Raw genomic sequence first — 24563 nt, forward strand, 5'->3', positions numbered from 1 at the left:
TAATGATTCTCAATGAATTTATAATGGGGCTAGCATAGCAGACAAATCGGTATGGGGAGGTTGGAAAAACGATGTCGGTACGGGATCTCATGTTGCTGTGGACATACGCTTCCTTTGATGTTGTAGATATCCGCCCGGGACATGTGAAGCCGGAGGATCGGCTGGAATACAGGGCTCCAACATCGTTGTTTCTGGTGACGACAGGAGGTGCGGCCCGAATCAAGGCATCGAGGATCGATTACAGCTCGCAGCAGGCACCGGTAGCTCATATCGCGAAAGGTGAACATCTTCATATTCAGAGTACGCCGGCAGGGTACGAGTATATTATGATCATGTACAAAGCGCAGCTTCCTCATCCTGTGCCGGGCGAGATGGATGATCCGCAGCGTGCAGTAGAGCAGTTTCGGGCCAGTTACACAGCTCCGGCGGAAGCGGGAATTGCGTGCCGAAGCATGGCCTGTGAGATGGAAAACCTGTGGAAGCAAGCACATCCGCTGCTGCGGCTGAAGGTCAAGCAGCAAGTATATGCTTTCATCCATTTGCTGTTGAAGGAGATGGAGGGACAGGCGGAAGCAGGGAGGAGAGATGAGGATGCCATTGACGCTGCTGTTCGTCACATGGAGGCCAATTACAGCAAACCGTGGACGCTTGCGTCGCTCGCCGAGGATCTCGGAACAAATACACGCCAGCTGCAGCGGGGCTTCAAGGCTCGATTTGGCCATAGCCCGCTAGAACATCTGATCAGCATTCGGATTGCTAAAGCGAAGCAGCTATTGGAGCACAGTGAACGGACAATCTCCCAAATTGCCGAGGAGGTCGGTTATCCGGACAGCTACTATTTCAGCCGTTTGTTTAAAAAATACACCGGTATCTCGCCCAGAAGCTACAGGCAATCCCGTAATCAGCACCGTCCGTCTCTTCCCGAGGATTGTCGGATTTCTCCCACAAGTCCGTCGCATTCGGACATTGTTTCGGCAGGCGAGGGTCGGTATGATCAGAGGGAGAACGCTACCCAGGCGTTCCGCGCCTTGCTATCGCTAACTCTGCTCTGTACCGGAGGACTTGTAGAAATCGATGGGCATCTGCGTGTACCGCATTTGCGAGGCACGCTGGAGCTTGCCCGCAGGCCAAGAAGAATTGCGGTGCTGGACAACCAGTATGCAGACCAGCTGCTTGCGCTTGGCGTTGAGCCCGTGGGCAGTGTCGTATGTACGGTGGAGACGGGTGGCTTGCCGGCGAACCTGGCGTTGTCATTAGGAAGAATGGCGAGGCTCGGGACGAAGGAGCAGCCGGATCTGCGCAGATTGGCGGCATTGGAACCGGATCTGGTCCTATGCACCTCATTTCAGGAGCATTGCTACACCGAGATTTCCGGGATCGCGCCGGCGATGATGCTGGATCGCAACGAGGATTGGCGGCTGTCACTGCTTCGGCTTGGCGAGCTGCTTGGATTGAAATGGAAGGCGCTGCAAATCATTGATGCGTATAATGCACAGCTGAGTCGGCTGCGGAGACGGCTTGAAGATGGTGGAAGCACACCTACCGTTGCGTTAATCCGTCCTCGTGACGGCCGCATTCGTGTACATACCGGCAGGCACCGTACCGCAAGGCTTCTGTATAGCGAGCTCGGTCTGTCCGCCCCGCGGCTTGCCGCCAATCACACGGGCACCAGCTCCATGATCCCGCTTGAAGCACTTTCAGAGCTGCGAGCGGACCGGCTGTTTGTGTTGACAGATAATACGAACCGTGAACAGACCCGGCAATACGAGATGAACCCATTATGGAATGACGTGGATGCTGTGCATAGCGGCAAGGTCCGCCATTTTGATACGGCGCTGTGGATCGGATACTACGGTCCGATTGCGATGAGCAGAGTAGTGGAGGAAATTGCGGAGGCGCTGCTGCAATAAACTGCAAGTTTCTTCATAGACCATGCATGAATGAAAAATCCATTCCAGTCTGGGCGGTGATGCGCTTATGCCTGTTACAAAGCTGCTTCTTACGGTCGCTTCCAGCTCAGACCATGAGCGGGAGCGCCAGGAGCTGGCTGAACTGCACAGCATGATTATGAACCGGGTCGTGCACATGAATATCCGGGATTCCGTACAAGTAACGATGGAGTATGTGGTGGCGGATTCGGATGGGGATTCGGCATCCTCCGATTCAGTCGGTTTGGAGCTCGCGGCACGGGATAATCTAGCGAATTTAAGCGCGAGACAATTGGAGATTGCCGTGCTGTTGTGCCGTCATTACAGCATCAGGAAGATTGCCGAGGAATTATATATCAGCATCAACACGGTCAAAAAACATATTCAAAATATTAAAAAAGCACTCTGCCTTGAGGAGGCAGGGGACGAATTTGTGTTTCTTCTGGCAAAGAAGTTGGGAGATGACACTAAAAATGAATGAATAAACATTATTATCCATATGGAGTACTCGGATTATTCAACCGGATAATATTCCGGCTGACAGGGACATGGTATGATTTAGTCATCTTATTGATAATGATTATCATTATTGATAAGGTATGCAATCAAACTATTTTGCAAAGGAGTGTCCCGTCATGTATCGCTCAAGTGTGGCGGCAGAAATGAGCAATAACAGCCGCTATTTGCAAAGCCAGCAGGAGCGCGAATCTTCGGCCCGCTCCTATCCCCGCCGTCTGCCTATAGTCATCTCGGAAGCAGAGGGGATTTACGTCCGGGATTTGGACGGCAAGGTGTACTATGATTGTTTGGCTGGTGCCGGAACACTGGCGCTTGGACATAATCATCCCGTCGTGATCGGAGCGATGAGAGAACTATTTGATTCGAAAGCTCCGCTTCATACGCTGGATTTGACGACACCGCTCAAGGAAGCGTTCGTGGACGAGCTGTTCGCCAGCTTGCCATCGTCTCTGGCGAGCCGGGCACGGATTCAGTTCTGCGGACCGACCGGCGGGGATGCTGTCGAGGCTGCAATCAAGCTGATGAAAACGGCGACCGGCAGACGAAGTGTCCTGTCCTTCCACGGCGGCTATCACGGGTCGACGCATGCTGCGATGAGTCTAAGCGGAACACTCGGTCAAAAGGAGCGGATAGCCGGACTGATGCCGGATGTGCACTTCCTGCCGTACCCATACGCTTATCGCTGTCCGTTCGGCGTGGGTGGCAGCGAGACGCAAGAGCTCAGCCTCCGCTACATCGAAAATGTGCTGCATGACCCTGAAAGCGGGATCGTGCCTCCTGCCGCGATGATCGTTGAACCCGTACAGGGGGAGGGAGGCTCCATACCTGCACCATCCGCATGGCTGAAGGAGCTGCGGCGAATAACGAGAGAGCGGGATATTCCGCTCATCGTGGACGAAGTGCAGACGGGACTTGGGCGTACCGGCAAGCTGTTTGCTTATGAGCACGCCGGGATTGAGCCGGATGCAATCGTGTTGTCGAAGGCGATCGGCGGCAGCTTGCCGCTGTCGGTCGTTGTATACCACGAACGCTACGATGTATGGAAGCCCGGGGCGCATATCGGCACCTTCCGCGGCAATCAGCTGGCGATGGCTGCAGGTCTGGCTGCGCTGCGCTACATCAAGGAGCAGGACCTTCCCGAACGGGCGCGGCTGCTCGGTGATCGGCTAAAGGAGCAGCTGTGGATGCTGGCTGAACATGAGATCTGCATCGGCGATGTGCGCGGACTCGGGCTTATGATCGGCGTTGAAATTGTGGACGAGCATCGTGAGCCTGATCGTCTCGGTCATTATCCGGCTGCTCCGGCACTGGCGGCCCGAATCCAGCAGGAATGCTTGCGGCGCGGCTTGATCCTGGAGGTGGGGGGACGGCATGCGGCGGTTATGCGTTTCCTGCCGCCGCTGATTGTGACGGAGCAGGAGCTGGACGATATCGTATTCCGCTTCGGAGAATCGGTGCGTGCTGCTCGAGAGGCGCAGTCATGCTGACAGACAAACATGCGCTTCCACTCAAGGAAGCTGATCCTGATACAGATATCAAGACAGGACTGATGATACGGGAGGAGACGGAAAGGCTGGCGCAGCAGATGGCTGCCAGGTCTCTGCTAAATGCTTTTCTGAGGGAAAACGTTGATGCCATAGAGCATCTGCAAAGGCTGGCTGAAGCGGCCGAGAAAGGGGCTGCGGTTTCGGTTACGCTTATGCTTGGCGACGGCGCCCGGCTTCATGGCACGGTTCAATATGCATCGCTTATCGGTCAGCATGTATACGCAGATGAATGGATGCTGGAGGCCGGGGAGATTCGGCGGTTGTTGACCTTTCACGAGCTGGCCGAGCGGCTCGTGCTTGAACTGGCCCAAAGGCTTCATCATCGGCGGCAGCGGCTTCTTGCTGTGGATGAGGTGCTGCGACGAATTGGGTTAAGCGTTCGATATTTGCACGGGCATTTAGTTCAGCGGGAGGAGGATGCCAAGGCTGGGAAAGAGGTGCGGAAGCTCGATTACATCAGGTCTGAACAAAGCGTGTTTGCCGGTCATCCGTTTCATCCATATCCGAAAAGCGTGGAAGGGATGGACGAAGTGGACCTGGATCGCTACAGTCCCGAACGGGGCGCAAGCTTTGCCCTGTATTATTTCGCGGTAAGCAAGTCGGCGCTGCATGGGGAATGGCTGCCTGGCGAACGGTCTGCGATGCTTCCGGAGCCGATCTGCGAGCCTTATCGGGAGGCGCTGGTGGAACGGATTGGAACGCTGGCAGAAGATATGTACGAACCCTTGCCGATGCATCCGTGGCAGGCAAGACAACTGCTGGGGCAACCACGTCTGCGCCGTGCGCTGGAGCGAGGCGAACTGGTGCCGCTCGGGCCGCTTGGACCGAAGGTGTTCCCGACCTCCTCGGTGCGCACCGTGTGGGAACCGGGGAGCGGCTGCGGTTGGAAGCTGCCGCTCGGCGTGCGGATAACAAACCTGATACGCGTCAATACCGCCGAGCAGACGACTCGCACAATGCATGCGGCTCAGCTAACGGCCCGTCTCGGTGATGATCTGCGGCGGGAGCTGCCAGGGCTGATGCCGGAAACCGGGTATGCGGGCATCGCGGAACCCGGCGATGCCATACTTGATCCGTCGATTACCGTTATGTTCAGGCCGCTCAAGCTGGATCCTTCATCCTCGTTTGTGCTGGCTTCGCTGGTGGAAAGTTGGCCGGGTGAGAGGGCGCCAAAACTGGCACAGGCGATTGCGGAAAGCGCGCAGGCGGGTGGCACACGGGAACTGCCGGACATGCAGCTGTGGCTGGAGCGTTATTTGCAGCTGTCCATGCTGCCGCTGCTGCGGGTATGGGACCGCTACGGCATCAGCTTTGAAGCGCATGCACAGAATTCGCTGCTGGCGCTTAAGGGAGGCTGGCCAAGCGCTTTCTACACCCGGGATCTGGAAGGGATGAGTGTGGATCGACAAGTGGCGGAAGCGGCCGGCTGGATCGGGGAACTGCTTCCTGAGAATAGCCCGCTGCTCTACAACGCGGCGGAAGCTTGGCGGCGGACACTGTACTACTATTTCGTGAATCATCTTGGTTCGCTTATTCATGCTTGGGCACGCTGTCAGAATCGACCGGAGGGCGAGGGCTGGGACGTCGTTCGCCACCTGCTGCTAGCGGAAAGGGCGCGGGCCAGCGCCAGGCTTCTACCGTATATCGACGGCCTGCTTACCGAGCAGACACTGCCGGCTAAAGCGAATTTCAGCAGCTGTCTGGTCAATAAAGGGGACACGCCCCTCTATATTATGATTGCAAATCCAATGAGGGACGGACGGCGATAACGCCGTCCGATCCTGCTTCATGCGAAGGAAGGCAGGCAGAAATGGAAGGTTGGAAACGGAGTTTATATATTCTCTGCATCGGGCAGTTTTTGGCGATGGCTTCGATCAGCTGTGTAGCCCCGTTTCTGCCGCTGTACTTGCAGGAGCTTGGCGTACAGGATCATGCCGATGTGACCATGTGGTCAGCGGTCATCTATGGGGCGAATTTGCTCAGTGCCTTTGTGATGGCGCCGGTGTGGGGAAGGCTGGCGGACCGTTATGGCCGCAAGCTGATGCTGCTGCGCTCCGGCTTTGGCATGGCGGTGACAATGACGCTCATGGCCTTCGTGAGCGGGCCGGTTGAGCTGCTGCTCCTGCGGCTGCTTAACGGGACCCTGTCCGGATTCGGTCCGGCTGCGATCGCGCTGACAGCCAAAAGTGCGCCCAAAGAGAGGAGCGGCTATGCGCTCGGGATGCTGCACTCCAGCTCGGTTGGCGGCACCATCTGCGGGCCGCTTCTGGGCGGGATGCTGGCGGACCGCTTTGGTTTTGCCGAGGTGTTTCTGTACATGGGCATCGGTATTCTGGCTGCCTCTGTCGTCGTGTTGTTCGGCGTTCATGAGCGATATGAGAAGCCGTTGTTGCAGGCGCAGACTTCCGGACTGCGCGGGGATTTGCGGGAAATGATGTCCCGGCGTCCGCTGCTGCATGTGTTTGTGTCCGCTTTTCTCCAGCGGGCGGCAACGGTCGGAATATTGCCGCTTATTCCGCTCTATGTGCAGCTGCTCGCGCCCGGAAGCAGCAATGTCGCGCTTCTCGCAGGCATCGCTTCCGCGGCGGCGGGGGTGGCCAACATGATGGCGGCTCCGCAACTGGGCAAGCTCGGAGATCGCCGCGGCCCAAGTCGTGTGCTGGCTTCTTCTCTGCTGGGCGCGATGCTGCTGGCCATTCCGCAAGCGTTCGCACAGCAGCTATGGCAGCTGATCGCGCTCCGCTTCTGTAGCGGTGCCAGCCTGAGCGGGCTCGGGCTGTCGCTGAACTCGCTCGTGCGCAGGCATGCACCGGCCGGGATGGAAAGCCGTGCTTACAGTTATCTCAATTGTGCGCAGATGGCTGGCGGTCTGCTCGGTTCCATCGGCATGGGCTGGCTTGCGGGAGCGTTCGGGTTGCGCATCATTTTTGCCGGATCTGCGGTGCTGCTGGCGCTCAATTGGCTATGGGTGAAAATAACCGATGCACATGTATCGGAGACAGACGGGGCTCGTCAGGAAACCGCCGACCTGTCAAGTGATAAGGAAGCCTGGGAGGGACAGCCGCAGCAGACTGGCAGTGTCGGCAAACGATGAGGAAAGAGAGCACAACCCTGACAAGCGGGTGAACAGATTACGGTTCGCAACAGCAGTTGGGCTCTGCTCCAGATTCCAAATTGCGGGTCGGGCAGGAGTATCTTGGTATGACCAAGACAGACTGCGCTCCATGTTCTGAGATGGGTGTGGACCTATCTTCGATAAATCGAGAAGTTTAAAAAATACAGGTGGTTGAGGTGAACTGAAAATGAAAAGCTGGGAGGAAATAGACCCGCGTGCGGCTGCCATTCGTTCGGACGCCTATGCCGCTGCTGAGCAGCGCGTGCTTGGGCAGCTGATAGAAGCGATGCTTTATGAGGAAATCGCCGTGCCCATCGGCGGACTTCCACAGCCCGGGGAAGCCCGAACCGTTGAATTATCCGGTCTTGCGGCTGCTGGTGAGCAGGTTCGATACCGGCTAGACTGCCGGCGTACTCACGGCTTCGGCCGCATCCGTATGGATCGCGGATCGCTGCGGCGTATTGGTGCGGATGGGGAGGTGTCGGCGGGGCGACTTGCTCTTTTTGTTGATGAGGTGCTTGGGCAGAAACAGCAGAGCGAACGGCTGCTACGTTTACAGGATGAACTGGGAAGAACGCTGCTCCACGATGCAGAAGCGCGCGCATGGCGGAGCCTGGCAGGAGCGACGCGATCGCTGGACCATGCGGAAGGGGAGCTGGACGGTCATCCGTATCACCCCTGCTACAAGTCCCGTGTCGGCTTTGATGCGGCCGATAACCGGCTGTACGGGCCGGAGTTTGGTGAGCCGCTGCAGCCGCTGTGGATCGCGGTGGCCCGCTCGCATGCCAGGCTGTCCCTGCGCCGTGGCATGAAGGAGCAGGGATGGCTGCTTGAAGCGCTCGGCGAGGAGTTATATGAAAGGTTCCGTGCGCGGCTTGAACAGCTTGGCTGCGTCCCGGACGACTATGTGTTCATGCCTGTCCACCCGTGGCAATGGGAGCATGTGGTGGTGCCGGCGCTGCACCGGGAGATTGCCGAAGGAGTGCTGCTGCCGATCGGGCGAACGAAGGACATCTACCGGGCACAGCAATCCATCCGCAGCCTGGAAAATGTTACAGACCCGCGCAAGGCGACATGGAAGCTGGCGCTGGGCATCGTCAACACCTCGACCCGGCGCATGCTGGCGCTTCATACGGTGCTGAACGCGGCGCTCGTGTCGGACTGGCTGCATGATCTGCTGGACACCGGCCGCATGCCGGACCAGCCGGAGGTTGCTGTGCTGGATGAATATGCCGGCGTTGCTTTTGACCCGGCGGAGCTATCTCCATCCGTGAGGGAACGCGCCTACGGCTCGCTGGGCGCCATTATGAGACGCGGCATAGCCAGCGTGCTGCGACCGGGCGAGGAGGCGCTGCCGTTCGCCGCGCTTTCATACGCCGATGGTACAGCTGCAGCGCATGTCGAAGCGTGGATCAGGCGCTACGGCTTGTTGCCATGGCTGGATGAGCTGCTGACGGCAACGGTGACGCCGCTGATTCATCTGCTTTACGCCCACGGGGTGGCGCTGGAGTCGCATGCCCAGAACATTTTACTGCTGCACCGGGAAGGACGTCCCGTCCGGATTGCGCTTCGTGACTTTCATGATGGCGTTCGTTTTAGTCGGAGCTTGCTGCCCCAGCCGGAGCTGTGCCCGCAGCTTCATCCTGAACCGGCCGCCCATTTGGCGCAGAATCGCCATTCCTATATGGAGACGGAGGACCCGGCGGCGGTCCGGGATTTCTTGCACAGTGCATTCTTCTTCGTCTGCCTTGGCGATCTTGGTCTCTACTTAAGCGAACGGCACGGCCTGTCCGAGATGGCATTCTGGGAACGCGTCGCGCATGTCATTCATCGATATCAGCATCGCCATCCCGAGCTAGAGAAACAGTACGAGCGATATGATCTGTTCTCGGAAAAAATTCGCATTGAGCAGCTGGCGCGCAGGCGCCTATATCCCGATTCCGAGGTTGAGCCAAAATGGGTGCCGAATCCGCTATATGCGTTTCGGGATGTGAAAGGAGAGAGTGTTCATGCCGGATAAGCGATACGAAGAAGAAGCGGAGCGCCGCGTGATGGAGGATCTGCTGAATGCGCTGCTGGCCGAGGAACTGCTGGTCGGCCTGCAGGTGCTCACGCCGCAGGAAGCGCGCGCGATCAGCGAAGCCGATCCGGCATTCGCCGCGGCCTGGAAGCTGCTCGAAGGCGCTTCCGCTACAGCGTGCGGCGATGAGCATGGCTTGGCCCGGCCGGAGGCGGGGCAAGGAGCAATCAGCGCGCCAGGCGAGCTGATTGGCCTGTGGCGACCGCATGGCGAAGCCGCGGTCGTGTTCGGGCTGCGCAGCTCGCCATGGCAGCGGCTGCGCTGCATGCCCGCGGCCCGGGTCGCCGCCGGCCGCGCTGACGGTGCGGCCGAGCTGCTCGCGCCGGCCGCATGGATGCGCCTCGTGGCGGAGCACCGCACCGAGGCGAGCGGCACGCGCCCCGCGGACGCCGCGGATGTGGCCGCGGCCACGGGGATGGCGCGGGCCGCGGGCATGATGGCGGGAGCCGCAGGCGCAGCAGCCCCCGCGGGCACAGCAGCCCCCGCTGGCACAGCGGGCGCCGCAGAAGCGGGAGCGGAGGCGTTCATCGATATGCTCCGGCAGACAGCCGAGCAGATCGCTTGGTCGCTGGAGCGGCGCGCGCCCGTGAAGGACCTGCTGGCGCTGCCGCAGGACCGCTCGCTGCTGGCGCTGGAGCGCTGCGCCGCCCTTCGCGACCGGCCGTTCCACCCGGTCGCGAAGGTGAAGCTCGGCTGGGGCCGCGCCGAGTGCGGCCTCTACACCGCCGAGGCCGGGCAGCCCATCCGGCTGCGCTGGATGGCGGTGCGGCGCGACCGCCTGCTAAGCGGCGGCGCCGGGGAAGCGCTGCCGCAGTCACTGCTGCTGCCGGCCGATGTCCGCGCGCCGCTGGAGCAGGAGCTGCGGCGGCGCGGGCTGGACGGCACGCACATCGCGCTGCCGGTGCACCCGTGGCAGCTGGAGCAGGTGCTGCCGCAGCGGCTGCAGCCGGAGCTGGCCAGCGGCGTTTGCGTGCCGCTCGATACGGCGGCTGGCACCTTCTACGCGACTTCGTCCGTGCGCTCGCTCATGAGCCTAGGCGAATCGCCGCAGCATGTGAAGCTTCCGCTTGGCATCCGCTCGCTCGGTGGGCAGCGCTATCTGTCCGCGATCAAGCTGATGAATGGGGTTCGCGCAGAGTCGCTGCTGCGGCAGGTGCGGGCGCTTGATCCGGTGCTGGGCGAGAGGCTGCATCTCTGCGAGGAAGGAAGCTGGTGGGCGCTCGCACCGCAGGATAATGACCTGTTCGCGGAGAATCCGCGCCATCTGTCGGCGATGATCCGCCGCTATCCTCGGGCACTTGCTGCCGACGATGACAGCATCCGGCTTGTGCCGATGTCTGCGCTGGCCGCTCACGAAGCGGAAGCCGGGCTGCTCCCGGAATGGCTGCGCCTGCGCGGGCTGCCCAATACAGCCCAGGGAGCGCTGAAGCTGTTCCGCGAGATCGCAGTCCTGTTCAGCGAGCTGCTGCTGCGGCTGCTGCGCTTCGGGCTCGTACCGGAAGCGCATGGGCAGAATGCGGTGCTCGTGCTGAAGGAAGGGCAGGTGCACGGCCTGCTGCTGCGGGATCATGACGCGCTGCGCGTCCATGTGCCGTGGCTGCGCAAGGCGGGGCTTGAGGATCCGGGCTATATGCTGCGCCCTGGCGTGCCGAATTCGCTCTATCATGATACGCCGCAGCAATTGCTGGCTTTTTTCCAAATGCTTGGCATCCAGGTGAATCTGTTTGCCATCATGGACAGCGTGTCCCGGGACTACGGCCTAGCGGAGCGGAGCATGTGGTCGGCGCTCGAGGCTGCGCTGTTGACCGCGCTCGCGCAAGCCGGCTTGCCTTCGGATCAGGAAGAGATCGTTCGCGCCAGCCTGTTCATGAACGAGCATTGGCCTTGGAAGCAAATCGTGCGTCCCCTGCTAGCACAATCGGCGAAGGTGCCAGGCAGCATGCCGTACAGCAAAGGAGAGACGAGCAATCCGTTTCTGGCGGCGAAGCTGCAGGCTGCGGATTCGCAGTCGCCGCAGCCTGTGTCCCGTAGGTTGACCCCATTACAGGAGGTGCCATATGGTGCGAATTGAACCGCTTGCGAAGCCGATATCACCGGAGCTGCTGGAGCTCTACCGAAGCATTCAGCCGTCGACCATCGGTCATCTGACGGATTTCGGCTATATTCGCGGCTTGCAGCCGCTCGTTACCCCGATCCGTCTAATCGGAACCGCGCTTACGGTCCGGCTTCCTCATATCGGCTCGGCAGCTCTGCGCGAAGCGCTTGAGCTGGCCCGGCCAGGGGACGTTATCGTCATCGACATGTCCGGCGACGAGGACCGGGCTTGCTGGGGAGAGTTCCGCGCTTACAAGGCGATTGCCAAAGGGGTGGCCGGCGCGGTGGTGTCCGGCTGCGTCTCGGACGCCGCGGTCTTGCGGCAGCTTCGTTTTCCCGTCTTCTCGCGCGGCGTCAGCGCGTTGACCACGCGCTCGCTCGAACTGGAGGGTGAGGTCAATACCTGCATTAGCGTTGGCGGTGTGGCCGTTCGTCCCGGCGATCTGATCATTGGCGATGAGGACGGCCTGTTTGCCATCGATCCGAAACGGGCGGAGGAACTGGGACGGCTCGCGCTGGAGAAGCAGGAGCGGGAGCAGCGCAGCCGCGTCAAGCTCGGATACGGCCATATCGGTGGCCATATCCGTGAAGGAGGCGAAGTGACATGAGCGGTTTGGATCGTTCCCGTAAGCAGTTGCATCTCAACCTGTTTCTGATGAGCACGGGGCATCATGAAGCGAGCTGGCGACACCCCAAGGCAAGTCCGCAGCATGCCGCCGACTTCGGCTATTATGCCCGGATGGCGAAGCTGGCTGAACAGGCTAAGATGGATGCCGTGTTCTTGGCGGATAAGTACCGGTTGAACATCATGACCAAGTACCGCGTCATCCCCCAGCTAGAAGCGTTCACCATGCTTTCGGCGCTTGCGGCGGCTACCGAGCGGATCGGGCTTGTCGTCACCGCTTCGACCACCTATAACGACCCTTACCATATCGCCCGCAAGCTGGCTTCCCTCGATCATATCAGCGGCGGACGCGCAGCCTGGAATATTGTTACCTCGACAGGGGACGCGACCGCCCGCAATTTCGGGCAGGCGCGGCATTTGCCTCATACGCTCCGCTATGAGCGGGCACATGAGTTCGTGGAGGCGGCGATCCGGCTATGGAACGGCTGGGCGGAAGATGCCCTTCGATTGGATCAGGAGGCTGGCATATATGCGGATATGAGCCGCATTCAGGCAGCGGATTATGCAGGCAAGCATGTATCGGTAGCCGGACCGCTTAATCTGCCGCGTTCTCCGCAAGGGGTGCCGGTGCTGGTTCAGGCAGGTTCCTCGGAGGACGGCAGAGCTTTCGCGGCGCGCTGGGCGGAGGTCGTATTCACGGCACAGCCGGGCATCGGGGAGGCAGCGGCCTTTTATGCTGATCTGAAGGGCAGGATGAGCGCCTATGGACGCAGGCCGGATCATATGAAAATATTGCCGGGATGCATCCCTTTTGTCGGGGATACGGAGGCCGAGGCGAAGGAGAAGGAGCAGGAGCTGAACGAGCTCAGCGTGTCCGAATACGGGCTGACCAATCTGTCGGCATTGCTGCAGACAGACCTGTCCGGCTGTCCGCTTGACGGCCCGCTGCCTTACGAGCGGCTGCCTGCCCCCGAACAGGTTCAGGGACAGCAGGCTCGCTTCCGGCTGTACACTGAGCTGGCCCGCAAGGAGAACCTGTCGATCCGCCAGCTCATTATCCGTACAGCGGGCGGCCGCGGCCACTTCACGGTGGCGGGAACGGCGGTCCAGATCGCGGACACGATGCAGCGCTGGCTTGAGGAACAGGCAGCCGATGGCTTTAATCTGATGCCTCCGCTGCTGCCGTCCGGGCTAGAGGATTTTGTCCACAAAGTGATTCCGGAGCTGCAGAATCGCGGCATATATCGTACCGATTACAGCGGAAGCACGCTGCGTGAGCATCTGGGGCTGAAGACGGAGGCAGTCATACCGCAAGTATATTCATAGGGCAACAAGGACCAGGTTAAGCATGAGTAAATCATACAACAGGAGAGAGAATGGCCTACCGGGCAGCATTTTAAGCTAATTCCTAATTCCTGTACACAAGGAGGTGTCCACCAGCCGGATGGCAAGGGGGCGCCTCCTTTGTCGTTCCGGCTTGCTGTGTGAGAAGAGCCTGATGCAGCGTGTCCGTTTCGGGCCGATACATGGCAAGCCGTCGGATATGTACAGAAGCTGTGACGCAAATGTGCATTTTCAACATCATCTCTTCATGTAATAATAATGATAATCAATATCAATTACACCGAAAGAGGAGTAAGGAGAGGTCATGTTCATGATGTATTTCAATCACCAGAGGCTATATAACCGTTATAAAAGCCGTCTGACAATGATGCTGGCCGTTCTGCTGGCTGTACTCACCGTGCTGTCCGGCTGCGGTCAATCCGGGGGCAGCGAAGGTGCTGCTTCACAAACGCCGGAGGCGCAGGCGCAGGCCAGCTCCAACGAGCAGAACACGGCAGCCGCCGAAGGGGATAGCGAGCGGACGATCCGGCATGCGATGGGGGATACCGACGTGAAAGGAACGCCGGAGAAGGTAGTAACGCTGTTCCAGGGAGCGACGGATGCCGCGCTCGCGCTTGGCGTGCAGCCGGTCGGGGCGGTTGAAGCCTGGATTGAGCAGCCGTGGTACAACTACATTCGCGACCAGATGGACGGCGTGGTCAATCTCGGCTCGGAGAATCAGCCGAACCTGGAGGAAATTGCGGCGCTCAAGCCGGATGTCATCGTTGCCTCCAAAACCCGGCATGAGGAAATTTACACGCAGCTGAGTGCCATTGCACCGACGGTCATGACCGAAGAAGTACATATCTGGAAGGAGTCGCTGGCACTGACGGCGGAAGCGTTGAACAAACAAGCGGAGGAACAAGCGTTCCTCGAACGCTGGGACAGCGAAGTCGCCGCATTCAAAGAGAAGATGGGCGATAAGCTGAACCTGGAGGTCGGCATCGTCGATTTCCGCGCCGATCATGCGCGCATCGTCTATACCGGGTTCTCTGCGCTGGTGCTGGACGAGCTTGGCATCACCCGCCCGATGGAGCAACAGGGTGAGGACTGGGGCGTCAAGCTGGTATCCAAGGAGAATATCCCGCAGATGGACGCCGACATCATCTTCGACCAGACGAGCACTTCGCGGGATGACGGAAGGCTGGATCTGCGTAAGGAATGGACGGAGCATCCGCTGTGGAATAACCTGAGAGCCGTGCAGAACAACCGGGTGTTCGAGGTGGATACGGCGGTCTGGAACAACGGCTCCGGCCCGCTTGCCGCCGAGGAGATGCTGGAGGATCTCAAGGAGATATACGAACTGAACTGATGCGCGGCAATAACGGCGGCGAAGCATTGCGGTTTCTCTTCGGGGAGTTCCGCTCCTTCCGAGCCGAGCTGGAAGCGGCAGCCGATACGGCTTGCCGCTTCGGCGCTTTTGCCGTAATCGGCTGCATCAGACAACAAGAGGGGGATAAACGGTGAGGCCACTTTTGCAACATAACGCCAGCAAACTGCTGGGACTTGCGGCTGCACTGCTGCTGCTTGCAGCGGCCTGCGCGGCAAGCATCGCGCTTGGAACGACGTCGATCCGGCTGACTACAACGGTGGAGGCACTGGTCGCCTATAATCCGGCGAACACCGAGCATGTCATCATTGTGACAACGCGGGTGCCGCGAGCGGTCTTTGCCCTGACGGTCGGCGCATCGCTGGCGATGGCGGGAGCGATGATGCAGGCGTTAACGCGCAACCCGCTTGCTTCGCCGGGGTTATTCGGCATTAACTCGGGTGCCGTGCTCGCGGTTGTACTGGCTTTGCTGCTGCTGCCGCTGACCTCGCTGTCGCAGCTCGTATGGGCTGCTTTTGTCGGCGCGGCGGGGGCAGCGCTGCTCGTATATGGACTGGCTTCGCTTGGCGGCGGCAATCTGACGCCGATTCGTCTCGTTCTGGCTGGGTCGGCCCTGAGCGCATTGTTCAGCGCATTGACGCAAGGCGTGCTGGTACTGGATGAATCCGGTCTGCAAAATGTGCTGTTCTGGCTCGCAGGCTCTGTGGCAGGCAAAGAGCTCGGAACGCTGTACCAGGTGCTGCCTTATATGGTGATGGGCGGCGGGGCAGCGCTGCTGCTCGGCTATCCGCTCACGATTCTTAGCTCCGGGGAGGAGATGGCCAAAGGACTGGGGCAGCGGATCGGACTTGTAAAGGCCATTGCTGCGGCTGCGGTGGTGATGCTGGCCGGAAGCGCGGTAGCGGCTGCCGGAGCCATTGGCTTCGTCGGTCTTGTCATGCCGCATTTCGCACGTTATTTGGCCGGCACAGACTACCGCTGGGTCATTCCATACAGCGCCGTGCTAGGCGCGATATTGCTGCTTGGGGCCGACATTGTCGCCCGCTTCCCTGTGCAGCCGGGGGAGCTTCCACTCGGGGTTGTGACCGGACTGATCGGCGTGCCGTTCTTCATTTATATCGCCCGCAGTGATTTCAACAGAAGGAGGGCGCAGGATGAAACCAACCGTTCCGTTTCGTAGTCGGCACCCGTTCCTGTCGGCATTGGAAGACAGGCGGGTGCTGATATTGCTGGTGTTGTTGCTGGTGCTTATGGCGGCGCTAGTGCTGGGCGCATGTCTTGGCAGCACATGGGAATCTCCGTTTCAGGTGCTGCTGACGATGGCGGGGGTGCAGAGTGATTCGGCCTTTGTTATCGGCACACTGCGTCTTCCGCGACTGGTGCTGGCATTGCTCGCCGGTGCAGGGCTTAGTCTGGCCGGGGCGGTGCTGCAGGGGCTGATCCGCAACCCGCTCGCCTCGCCGGATGTGCTCGGGATGACAGGGGGCGCTTCGGCCGCCGCCGTCGGCTTCATCGCATTGTCCGGCGGGGCGCTCAGCATTCGCTGGCTGCCTGTTGCTGCCATGATCGGCGCGCTGCTTGTATCTGGCCTTATCTATTTGCTCGCCTGGAAGAACGGGGTTTCTCCGGTTCGGCTTGTGCTGATTGGTGTGGGCATATCCGCAGGCACCAGCTCGGTCACGATGCTGCTGCTGGCATTCAGCTCGATCACTTCGGCCGGCAAGGCCTACATATGGCTGACAGGGAGTGTTTACGGAGCTTCATGGGAGCAGGTCCTCACCTTGCTGCCATGGCTGCTCTTGTTCGGCACGGTGGCCTGGACAAATGCGAGGAAACTGAACGTGCACCAGCTGGGTGATGAAGCCGCAACCGGCCTGGGAGCCGCCGTACAGCGGCAGCGGCTTGGCTTGATCCTGGTTGCCGTTGCACTCGCAGGCTCATCGGTCGCTCTGGTGGGCGCGGTTGGCTTCATCGGCCTTATTGGTCCGCATATTGCGCGCCGGCTGGTCGGCTCTTCCTATGGCGTGCTGCTGCCTGCATCCGCACTGGTTGGGGCGCTTCTGCTGCTGCTGGCGGATACGGCCGGCCGCACGCTGTTTCAGCCGCTGGACATTCCTGCAGGGGTGTTCACGGCTGCGATTGGAGCGCCGTTCTTCATCGCGCTGCTCGTTCGTCACCGCCGGTTATAGGGAGTAGGGGAAGATGATATCCAAGTTAACCATGACAGGGAAGCCGCATGATGCGGCTTCCCTGCTGGTGTATATAGCTTATTGTGTGATGAATAGGTGGAAAGCGATCCTACGATGCCGGCATCGATATGCCGGCACCTAGATGGCTGTCACTGTGATATACTGCCACCGAGATATACCGCCACACCGAGATATACGGCCACCGGAAAGAAGATATCCGGACTCCCTAGTGGCAGTGGTATGACAGCATTCGAAATCTCTAGCTGGCCCGGGAGCGCAGCAGCTTCCATTTCTTATATTGATAATAGATGGTGCAGCCGATGCAATAGCCGAGCACAGCAGCGGTTGCTGCAGCAGCTACCATCACGGAGGCAGCGATAGCGACAATATGCCACCCCAGCAAATAAGCAGCTGAAGAAATGCCGAGCAGAATGACGGCAATCGATTGGTTGAATCGGGCCAGCTCTGCAGCTTGCGTATCCGATCTTTGCAGTCTGTCAGCGCCTAGAAACCATTTGGCCACCAGAAACAGCAGGTTTGCTCTCGCTCCGGCTGCCAGCGCGATCAGCTGAATCAGAAAGATGGCATAGATGAACAGAGGCTGACGGAAAACAAGTGACAGAAGCACGAACAGCACCATGGCCGCCTGATTTACTTTAATGAGCGGTAGCGGTATTTCTTTCATGCGCTCACCTCGTTTTCTACATAGTTATAAAATAAAAGCAAGTATTCATCCCATCGTACTTACTTTTATTCAGAATCTAACACGGGCATGGGCGGTTGTCAATCTGATTCGAGCACGCCGAACATCTCATATGACGTCCAGGATCGAGCCCGAAGCGCGGTGTCAGGCCTCCTTCGGCTTCGGCTTTCGATTCTCGGCGAGCAGTTCGCCCATAGCAGTCCAGTGCTGCTCTTCTGGGGGCCTTGAGTAAGTGACGGGAAGCCTTGGGAAGAGCAGCTCGGCGATCCGGTAAGCCTCCTCCAGATGCGGATAGCCGGACAAAATAAAGGTATCGATGCCGAGAGCCGCATACTCCAGCAGCCGCTGGGCCACTTCATCCGGGCTGCCGACGAGGGCGGTGCCTACACCGCCTCTCACTTGTCCGATGCCTGCCCACAGATTGGGGCTGATCTCCAGCGTGTCCCGATGCTCGCGCACAAGCTGGCTCATCCGGCGTTGACCTACCGAATCGAAACGGTTCAGCAGCGCTTGCGCTTCCTGCACATCCTCTTCGGTGACATATTGGATCAGCTTGTGCGCCGCTTCCCAGGCTTCCTCAGCCGTCTCGCGCACAATGATTTGCACGCGGAGGCCGATTTTGATCGAGCGGCCGTATCGCTGCGCCCGTTCTCTGACATCGGCGATCTTCTCTGCGACCATCGCGGGCGTTTCAGCCCAGGTCAGATAAGTGTCAATATGTTTGGCGGCCACCTCATGCCCGGCATCGGAGGAAGCACCGATAAACAGCGGAGGCGACTGCCGGTCAAACGGGACATATTGCAGCCTGGCATCCTCCACCTGAATAAACGTTCCGTGGAACGTAACGCGCTCGCCTGTCATCAGCTTGTGCCATACTTGGAGGAATTCATCGGTAGCTTCGTAACGCTCATGATGCGAGAGGAAGATCCCGTCACCCTTCATCTCCACAGGATCGCCGCCGGTCACGACATTGATCAGCAGGCGCCCGGAGGATAGCCGATCGAATGAGGCGGCCATCCGGGCCGCAATGCTGACCGATATGCCGCCTGGACGGACGGCAACGAGAAATTTCAGCCGCTCGGTTGCTGTAATGAGCGAGGAGGCGACAACCCATCCATCCTCGCACGCGTGACCGGTTGGCACCAGCATGCCGGTGTAGCCGAGCCGGTCCACCGCTTGGGCCACCTGTCTGAAATAATGCAGATCGGTGATTTTCGCTCCGTGGGACGTACCGAGATATCTTCCGTCGCCCATCGTAGGCAAGTACCAGAACATTTCCATTGGCTGGTTCACTCCTTTATCTGTTTCAGCGGCTGTTGCTGCCGCTGCCGGCAATCATAGAAACGAGGTGCTGCCGCAAATCGGCAAAGTCCTTGCTGGCGCGCAATATGGAAAAGGAAGGCGCATCCGTGTCCTGAAACAGCGGGTTGCGGATATCCTGCACGATGGTGCCGGGATTCGGGTGCATCACGATAATGCGCCGCCCCAGCAGCAGCGCTTCATCCACATCATGGGTGATGAGGAAGAAGCAGCGGCGTGTCTGCTGCCAGATCCGCCGCACATGCAGCTGCATGGATTCCCGCGTCAGGGCGTCCAGTGCGCTGAACGGCTCATCCATCAAGACGATGCGCGGCTCTGTCGCCAGCGTTCTGGCGAGCGCAGCTCTTTGCTTCATCCCGCCTGACAGCTGATGGGGAAGGCGAGCGGCAGAAGCCTCAAGCCCCACCAGCCCGATGTAGAACGAGGCGATGCGCCGGCGCTCCTTGCGTCCAATACCGGCCATGCGCAGGCCGAACTCGACATTGCCGGCGACCGACAGCCAGGGGAACAGATTGGCATGCTGGAACACAACGCCCACCTGAGGTGTCGGCTTCGTATGGCGTTTCCCGTCAATCCGGACTGACCCGCCGGAGGGCTGGACATACCCGGCGATGATGCTGAGCAGCGTTGATTTACCGCAGCCGGAAGGCCCGAGCAAACATACGAACTCGTCCGGCGCAAGCGAGAGTCCAATCCGGTCCAAGACATGCACAGCTTGGCTGCCTTGACGATAGGTTAACGAAATATCGGCTAATTGAATGCCTGCTGCTGAGCCGGTATCCGGCCCCGGACAAGAGGAGGCATGCTCATTCTGACGTGCTCCGTGCTCATCGCGTGTTGTGGTGGATAATGAAGTTGCGGTCATGATTCGGTCCGCCTTTCCCTTGAAGTTTAGCGAATGATTACGGTGCTTCCACATACAGCTCGTTCAGCAGCGCTTCCTGGAACACGCTCAGTTCCGGCGCACTCTTGATCGACTGCTGCTCAACCAGGAAATCCGCGGTCTGCTTCAGCAGCACGGCGAATTGACCGGGCTCTTCAGGTGTGCCGAGATAGCGGGGGTCTGTCTGCTCCGAGGCACCCAGCACTGTAATTTCGCTCATCGCTTTCAGCGTTTCCTCAACCGACAGTCCCAGCTCCCGGGATAGCGCCTCTGCCGCCTCCTGCGGATGTTCCCGGTAATACGCCGTCCCTTCATCAAGCACTTCGATATACAGCTTGACAGCGGCCGGATAGCTGGCGGCAAAGCTGTTATGGACGACGCCGAATTCGCCGGTGAGCGCGCCGCCCTCGGCAACCTCCTTCGAGGAAATGACGATGCTTCCATGCTCTGCAAGCAGCTTGGATTGTACAGGCTGCCACGTATAGGCGCCGTCGATGTCGCCGCGCTGCCAGGCTGCAAGCAGATCGGGCGCTTGCATATCAATGATCCTGATGTCCGCCGGATCGATGCCCGCTTGCTTGATGGCCGAGAGCAGGCTGAAATGCGAGGTGGATCCGAACGTAGTCGCAATCGTCTTGCCTCTGATATCCTCAAGGGAGTGAATACCGGAGCCGCTCTGCACGACGAGCGCTTCGCTGTCCCCGATCACATCGTGAATGTAATACACTTTGTTCGGCAGCCCCTGCGCGATGCCCGAAGCGCCGGGAGGGGTCCCGACGAGTCCGAAGTCGATGCTGCCGCTGGCCATGGCCGTATTCACATCGCGGCCGGATTCGAACGGGATCCAGGAGATGTTGACATCCGGCATTTTCTTCTCGGCCAGTCCGAGCGCTTTGGCTACCAGTTCTCCGTTAGGCGATACCTGGTAGCCGATGCGGATTTCCTTCGGCAGCGCATCGGCATCTCTTTCCTTGCCGGATGCGGACGGCGTGCCGGACGAGCTGCCGCAGCCGGCTGCCAGCAGCATGAACGCTGCGATGGTGAGTGAGAGAATGGGACGTAGCACGGATATGCGATCATAACGCATGATGGAATCAGCTCCTTTTTTCCTAAGTGTTTAATGTTCCGCCCACGGTGACACGCGCTGAATGAGATAGCGGATGCCCGCATCAATCAGGATGGCGATGATCCCCATGATGATAATGGCGGCATAAATGATGTCGCTGCGCAAATATTTGCTTGCATCCAGCACCATCCAGCCGATCCCGGAGACGGCGGCAATCATCTCAGCGGCGACCAGTGTGGCGTATGTAACGCCTACCGCGGTGCGAAGTCCGGTTAACAAATCCGGCAGGCAGGAGGGGAGAATAACGTACAGATACAGCCTCCACCGGCTGGCTCCGAGAGACCTTGCACCCTGGATCCGATCCGGCGGAATCCGGCGCGCGCTATAGACGGCTGCAATGAACATCGGGGCGAACCCGCCGAGGTACAGCAGCACGATTTTGGACGTATCCTCGATCCCGAACCACAGCACGAGCAACGAATAATAAGCCAGCGGCGGCAGGGGCCGGTAGAACTCGATGAACGGATCGAATATTGCCCGCAGCAGCCGAATTCTGCCGCAGAGGATGCCGAGCGGAACGGCGGTCAGCAGCACCAGGATCAGGGCGACGGCAATGCGCTGCATGCTTGCTCCGATATGCGCTAACAGGCTGGTTCCTTTATAGCCTTCCGTGGCGATCGTCATAAAGGCTGACCAGACGTCCGGCGGTGAAGGGAGGAACAGCGGATTGACCCACTCGTTGCGGCTCGCCATCCACCAGATGAGCAAAGCGAGACCGACGGAAACGGCAGAGACGATGAGGTACAACCCGTTTCTCAGATCCGTGCGGACCGGTTCGGCGGGTTGGGCGTTAGGGTGCGGCATCGATACACACTTCACATCCTTCTTTTTTCATGTTTCATAAATAAGGAAACGAACAGGCTGATGAAGAGGCGAGTGGTAGCAATGTCAGAGCTGACGAGTGAAGGGAAACTCCGGGAGAAGACAACAAAAAAAGAGAGCTTCCGATCGCAGCTCGGCTATACATCAGCCAATAGCTTCCGATTGTCTCTCCTGTCGTCAGGTTGAGGGGAACGATGAAAGGATCCGTTCCTGTAATTGTTGGGGGTGCTGTTATGCTGCACCAATGTTCATTACTTGTCATGCAGGTGGCGGTTACTTATCCACCCGGGTTAACAGATTCGAAAGGACGTCAGCCCGGAGCTGGTCTTCGAGCGGAGCAAAGCCGAACAGCTCGCAGAAGAACAGGCCGTCCGCCGCGAGTCTCGCCACCGTAGCTTCCACTTGATCGCTGCATTCGGTGGTCATGCGGCTCTGCCACTTGAGGTAGCGCTGGCGCATCGGTTCAAGCAGGTCAGGGTTGCTGGCTGCGGCAGCCAGTATGCCAAAACTCATCTCCAGATCCTCCTTGCTGATCTCGAAGGTCTGAATCAGATAAGCTTGCGCCCAGCCCATGGGGGCTTCGCCGCTTGAAGCTTCGGCATCGGTCTCCGAATCGAATCGGTCCAAAAAATCATTCAGCGCGGCCTGGATCAACGCGTCCTTGGTCGGGTAATGGTAGAGCAGCCCGCCTTTGCTGATGCCAGCTTCTCTGGCCACAGCATCAAGTGTTAGGTGAGAGGCGCCCATCGTTCGGACCAGTCTGCAGGCCACTTTCAGTATCGCGTCTCGCCTCGAATTTCGATTCATGGCACCACCTCCAGCTTTACTATACGGTCCGGTCGGTGCAGTCGTCAATATTAATTTTACAAAACCGATCGATTAAGTCGAATTAAGCCGGTTTTCCGGTATACATATGCATAAACAGAGATGCCAATTGGCCAGACTTCGATCCTGAGGTAGACCGGGACCTATGGCTGGCCTTGGCATCTTTCGCACTTGCCTCTCACCGTTTAATGAGGGTAGACCTGCTGGAATTCTACCCCGCACGGCCCGCCGTCCGGATTGACCTCAAGATCGACTGCGGTGCCGTCAGCACGGAACAGCGGACGATAGTGGGCGTTAATGCGCATGGCCGAAGCATTGGCGTAATGGCAGATGAAGGCGCGGCGAAACTGGTCCTTTGTCTTATTCCGGTATGAGCCGTGGATGAGGTTCCCGTTGAAGAACAGGACATCTCCGCGATCCATGATTGCGGGTATCGGGCTTGAATCCTTGGGCGGCTTGACGTAATGAGTCGTGAACGACTCACTTGCATCCGCCAGCTCCGGGCACTCGATATCGTGCTCACTCGTTTTCGGGACGACCAGCAATCCGCCGTTCTCCTGCGTCGCAGGATCAATAGCGGTCCAGGCGGCAATGCAGTTGCCTGGCTCTACCTGTAGATAGAAATTGTCCTGATGCAGGGCTTGCCCCCGCGCCCCCGGCGGCTTGTAATAGAACATGCTTTGGGCGGCCAGCGCCTCCTCGCCGTACAGATCCTCCAGCACCGCCATGATCGGCGGATGAAGCATGAACCGCTTGGCGGTGTCGTTGAAACGATGCGGATGCATCACCCGGGGATAGCGCTTCAGCGGATCCTCCACAGCAGCGGACCGATCAGGCTCGAAATGTCCGGGAATCGTCTGATGGCTGATCGCTTCAAAAGCAGCGTCGATTTCTTGAAGCTCCGCTTCGGTCATCAAGCCCTTCACAATGACATACCCCTCGGTCAGGAAATGCTCCAGCTGCTCCTTCGTCAGTCGCTTCAGCTCCGGTGTGGATTTCATCTTGATCAGCTCCCTTAACATTAGAATGTTGCCCGATGGATATTCGGGTTGACAACAGCTTACCGGGATTCATAATAAATGAGAAGTCACATTCCTGCTGAAAACGACATGGATTCTGCTATTTTCAACTGAACAGGAGGCTTGGAGATGGATGCGAAACTGCCGGTGGATCTATATGACGCTGCCGATTACGGAGACATTATTAGCGGACATATTAGCGCTGACTCTTCCTATGGGGTGATCCGGCCGCAGGGCAGGGGGGATTTGCTGCTTGCTTATACATTGCAGGGGAGAGGATACTTCAAGACGTCAGCCGGCACGCGGGTTGCGGAGGCCCATGAGCTGATATTGCTGCGGGAAGACGTTCCCCATCAATACGGGACGATGGACGGAGAGCAGGGCTGGTCGTTTCTGTGGGTGCATTTCCCTAAACTACCCGAAATCAGCTACCTTCCCCAGGAAGAGCTGCTGAGCGCAAGCATCCCCGAGGGGTATGGAAGGGAGCGGGTGCTCGCCGCGTTTCATCATATTTTCTACCATGCGGGCGAACGTTCGGATTACTGGCATGCGCTGAGCGAGAATTCCATCCGGGAGTTATTGCTCTTGCTGGCCCGGCAGCTTTCGAGCAAGCGCGACCCTCGAATCACGCTCGTGCTTGGGATGTTGTCGCAATCGAAGCAGGAGATCCGGGTGGAGCATCTGGCGAAGGCAGCAGGGCTGTCCGTGTCTCGGCTGGCCCATCTGTTCAAGGAACAGGTAGGTGAGGGAATTGTGGAGCATGCGAACCGGCTGCGCATCCAGCAGGCTGCCCGCTTCATGGAGCATATGGACCGGACGGCGACGGAGGCCGCTCAGGATGTCGGGTTCAACAGCTACAATCATTTTGCCGCATTATTTCGCAAGCAGATGGGGGTCAGCCCGAGAACATACAAACAGATGAAGTCTGCGCAGCAGCAAGGGTGAATCCAGCCGCCAGAAGGGGCTCGAACAACTTATCTGACAGAACAGGCTGTCTTTATTAATCCGGGATTTAATATTATACTTGTAAAAAAATGCATATCGATCTGAAAATG

21 protein-coding genes are annotated in these 24563 nt (G+C 58.9%); 14 read left to right on the forward strand and 7 right to left on the reverse strand.

Going from position 1 to position 24563, the window contains the following annotated elements; all coding sequences use genetic code 11:
- The first annotated feature begins 71 nt into the window (after window positions 1-71).
- From MKX64_RS21570 to MKX64_RS21630, 13 genes are all read left to right on the forward strand, one after another.
- On the forward strand, window positions 72-1910 hold the full coding sequence (locus tag MKX64_RS21570; RefSeq protein ID WP_341037354.1) for a helix-turn-helix domain-containing protein: 1839 nt from the start codon (window positions 72-74) through the stop codon (window positions 1908-1910).
- 67 nt (window positions 1911-1977) lie between these two features.
- Window positions 1978-2409, forward strand: coding sequence for a response regulator transcription factor (locus tag MKX64_RS21575; RefSeq protein ID WP_095265234.1), 432 nt, complete (start codon window positions 1978-1980; stop codon window positions 2407-2409).
- 154 nt (window positions 2410-2563) lie between these two features.
- A complete protein-coding gene (locus MKX64_RS21580; RefSeq protein ID WP_244908155.1) occupies window positions 2564-3934 on the forward strand; it encodes a diaminobutyrate--2-oxoglutarate transaminase in 1371 nt (456 codons plus the stop codon).
- Window positions 3928-5763 (forward strand): IucA/IucC family protein, encoded by a 1836-nt coding sequence (locus tag MKX64_RS21585; protein WP_095265233.1) that lies wholly within the window; start codon window positions 3928-3930, stop codon window positions 5761-5763. The genes MKX64_RS21580 and MKX64_RS21585 overlap by 7 nt, the downstream gene beginning before the upstream one ends.
- A gap of 41 nt (window positions 5764-5804) precedes the next feature.
- Window positions 5805-7088, forward strand: coding sequence for an MFS transporter (locus MKX64_RS21590; RefSeq protein WP_095397256.1), 1284 nt, complete (start codon window positions 5805-5807; stop codon window positions 7086-7088).
- Window positions 7089-7296: 208 nt separating this feature from the next.
- On the forward strand, window positions 7297-9129 hold the full coding sequence (locus MKX64_RS21595) for an IucA/IucC family protein (RefSeq protein ID WP_095397255.1): 1833 nt from the start codon (window positions 7297-7299) through the stop codon (window positions 9127-9129).
- Window positions 9130-9721: 592 nt separating this feature from the next.
- Complete coding sequence (locus tag MKX64_RS21600) at window positions 9722-11260, forward strand: IucA/IucC family protein (RefSeq protein WP_341037819.1); 1539 nt, start codon at window positions 9722-9724, stop codon at window positions 11258-11260.
- A complete protein-coding gene (locus MKX64_RS21605; RefSeq protein WP_341037356.1) occupies window positions 11247-11891 on the forward strand; it encodes an RraA family protein in 645 nt (214 codons plus the stop codon). The genes MKX64_RS21600 and MKX64_RS21605 overlap by 14 nt, the downstream gene beginning before the upstream one ends.
- Before the next feature lie 5 nt (window positions 11892-11896).
- On the forward strand, window positions 11897-13234 hold the full coding sequence (locus MKX64_RS21610) for an LLM class flavin-dependent oxidoreductase (RefSeq protein WP_445670851.1): 1338 nt from the start codon (window positions 11897-11899) through the stop codon (window positions 13232-13234).
- A gap of 328 nt (window positions 13235-13562) precedes the next feature.
- Window positions 13563-14603: an ABC transporter substrate-binding protein gene (locus MKX64_RS21615; protein ID WP_341037360.1), complete on the forward strand. Its 1041-nt coding sequence runs from the start codon at window positions 13563-13565 to the stop codon at window positions 14601-14603.
- Window positions 14603-14758: a hypothetical protein gene (locus MKX64_RS21620; RefSeq protein WP_179292097.1), complete on the forward strand. Its 156-nt coding sequence runs from the start codon at window positions 14603-14605 to the stop codon at window positions 14756-14758. Before MKX64_RS21615 ends, MKX64_RS21620 begins: the two co-directional genes overlap by 1 nt.
- The gene (locus MKX64_RS21625; RefSeq protein WP_341037363.1) at window positions 14755-15801 is read left to right on the forward strand and encodes a FecCD family ABC transporter permease; all 1047 of its coding nucleotides are present in this window, start codon (window positions 14755-14757) and stop codon (window positions 15799-15801) included. Before MKX64_RS21620 ends, MKX64_RS21625 begins: the two co-directional genes overlap by 4 nt.
- A complete protein-coding gene (locus MKX64_RS21630; RefSeq protein ID WP_341037364.1) occupies window positions 15776-16810 on the forward strand; it encodes a FecCD family ABC transporter permease in 1035 nt (344 codons plus the stop codon). Before MKX64_RS21625 ends, MKX64_RS21630 begins: the two co-directional genes overlap by 26 nt.
- Before the next feature lie 259 nt (window positions 16811-17069).
- On the opposite strand, the gene MKX64_RS21635 is transcribed toward MKX64_RS21630, so the two are convergent.
- From MKX64_RS21635 to MKX64_RS21665, 7 genes are all read right to left on the reverse strand, one after another.
- Window positions 17070-17495 carry a DUF4395 domain-containing protein gene (locus MKX64_RS21635; protein WP_341037366.1) on the reverse strand — a complete coding sequence of 142 codons (426 nt, stop codon included), beginning with the start codon at window positions 17493-17495 and terminating at the stop codon, window positions 17070-17072.
- 162 nt (window positions 17496-17657) lie between these two features.
- Window positions 17658-18794, reverse strand: a complete 1137-nt coding sequence (ssuD, locus tag MKX64_RS21640) for an FMNH2-dependent alkanesulfonate monooxygenase (protein WP_095265224.1) — start codon at window positions 18792-18794, stop codon at window positions 17658-17660.
- Between the two features lie 25 nt (window positions 18795-18819).
- The gene (locus tag MKX64_RS21645) at window positions 18820-19698 is read right to left on the reverse strand and encodes an ABC transporter ATP-binding protein (RefSeq protein ID WP_095397248.1); all 879 of its coding nucleotides are present in this window, start codon (window positions 19696-19698) and stop codon (window positions 18820-18822) included.
- 37 nt (window positions 19699-19735) lie between these two features.
- Window positions 19736-20803, reverse strand: a complete 1068-nt coding sequence (locus MKX64_RS21650) for a taurine ABC transporter substrate-binding protein (protein WP_341037367.1) — start codon at window positions 20801-20803, stop codon at window positions 19736-19738.
- A 30-nt stretch (window positions 20804-20833) separates the two neighbouring features.
- Entirely contained in the window at window positions 20834-21661 is an 828-nt protein-coding gene (locus tag MKX64_RS21655) for an ABC transporter permease subunit (RefSeq protein WP_413773611.1), read from the reverse strand.
- A 276-nt stretch (window positions 21662-21937) separates the two neighbouring features.
- Window positions 21938-22471 (reverse strand): TetR/AcrR family transcriptional regulator, encoded by a 534-nt coding sequence (locus MKX64_RS21660; protein ID WP_095397245.1) that lies wholly within the window; start codon window positions 22469-22471, stop codon window positions 21938-21940.
- A 203-nt stretch (window positions 22472-22674) separates the two neighbouring features.
- On the reverse strand, window positions 22675-23490 hold the full coding sequence (locus tag MKX64_RS21665) for a phytanoyl-CoA dioxygenase family protein (protein WP_095397244.1): 816 nt from the start codon (window positions 23488-23490) through the stop codon (window positions 22675-22677).
- A gap of 147 nt (window positions 23491-23637) precedes the next feature.
- Here MKX64_RS21665 and MKX64_RS21670 point away from each other — a divergent pair, with 147 nt between their 5' ends.
- Entirely contained in the window at window positions 23638-24453 is an 816-nt protein-coding gene (locus tag MKX64_RS21670; RefSeq protein WP_095397243.1) for an AraC family transcriptional regulator, read from the forward strand.
- Window positions 24454-24563: the final 110 nt, after the last annotated feature.

It is taken from the genome of Paenibacillus sp. FSL M8-0334 (assembly GCF_038000405.1).
Classification (GTDB): Bacteria; Bacillota; Bacilli; order Paenibacillales; family Paenibacillaceae; genus Paenibacillus_AQ; species Paenibacillus_AQ campinasensis.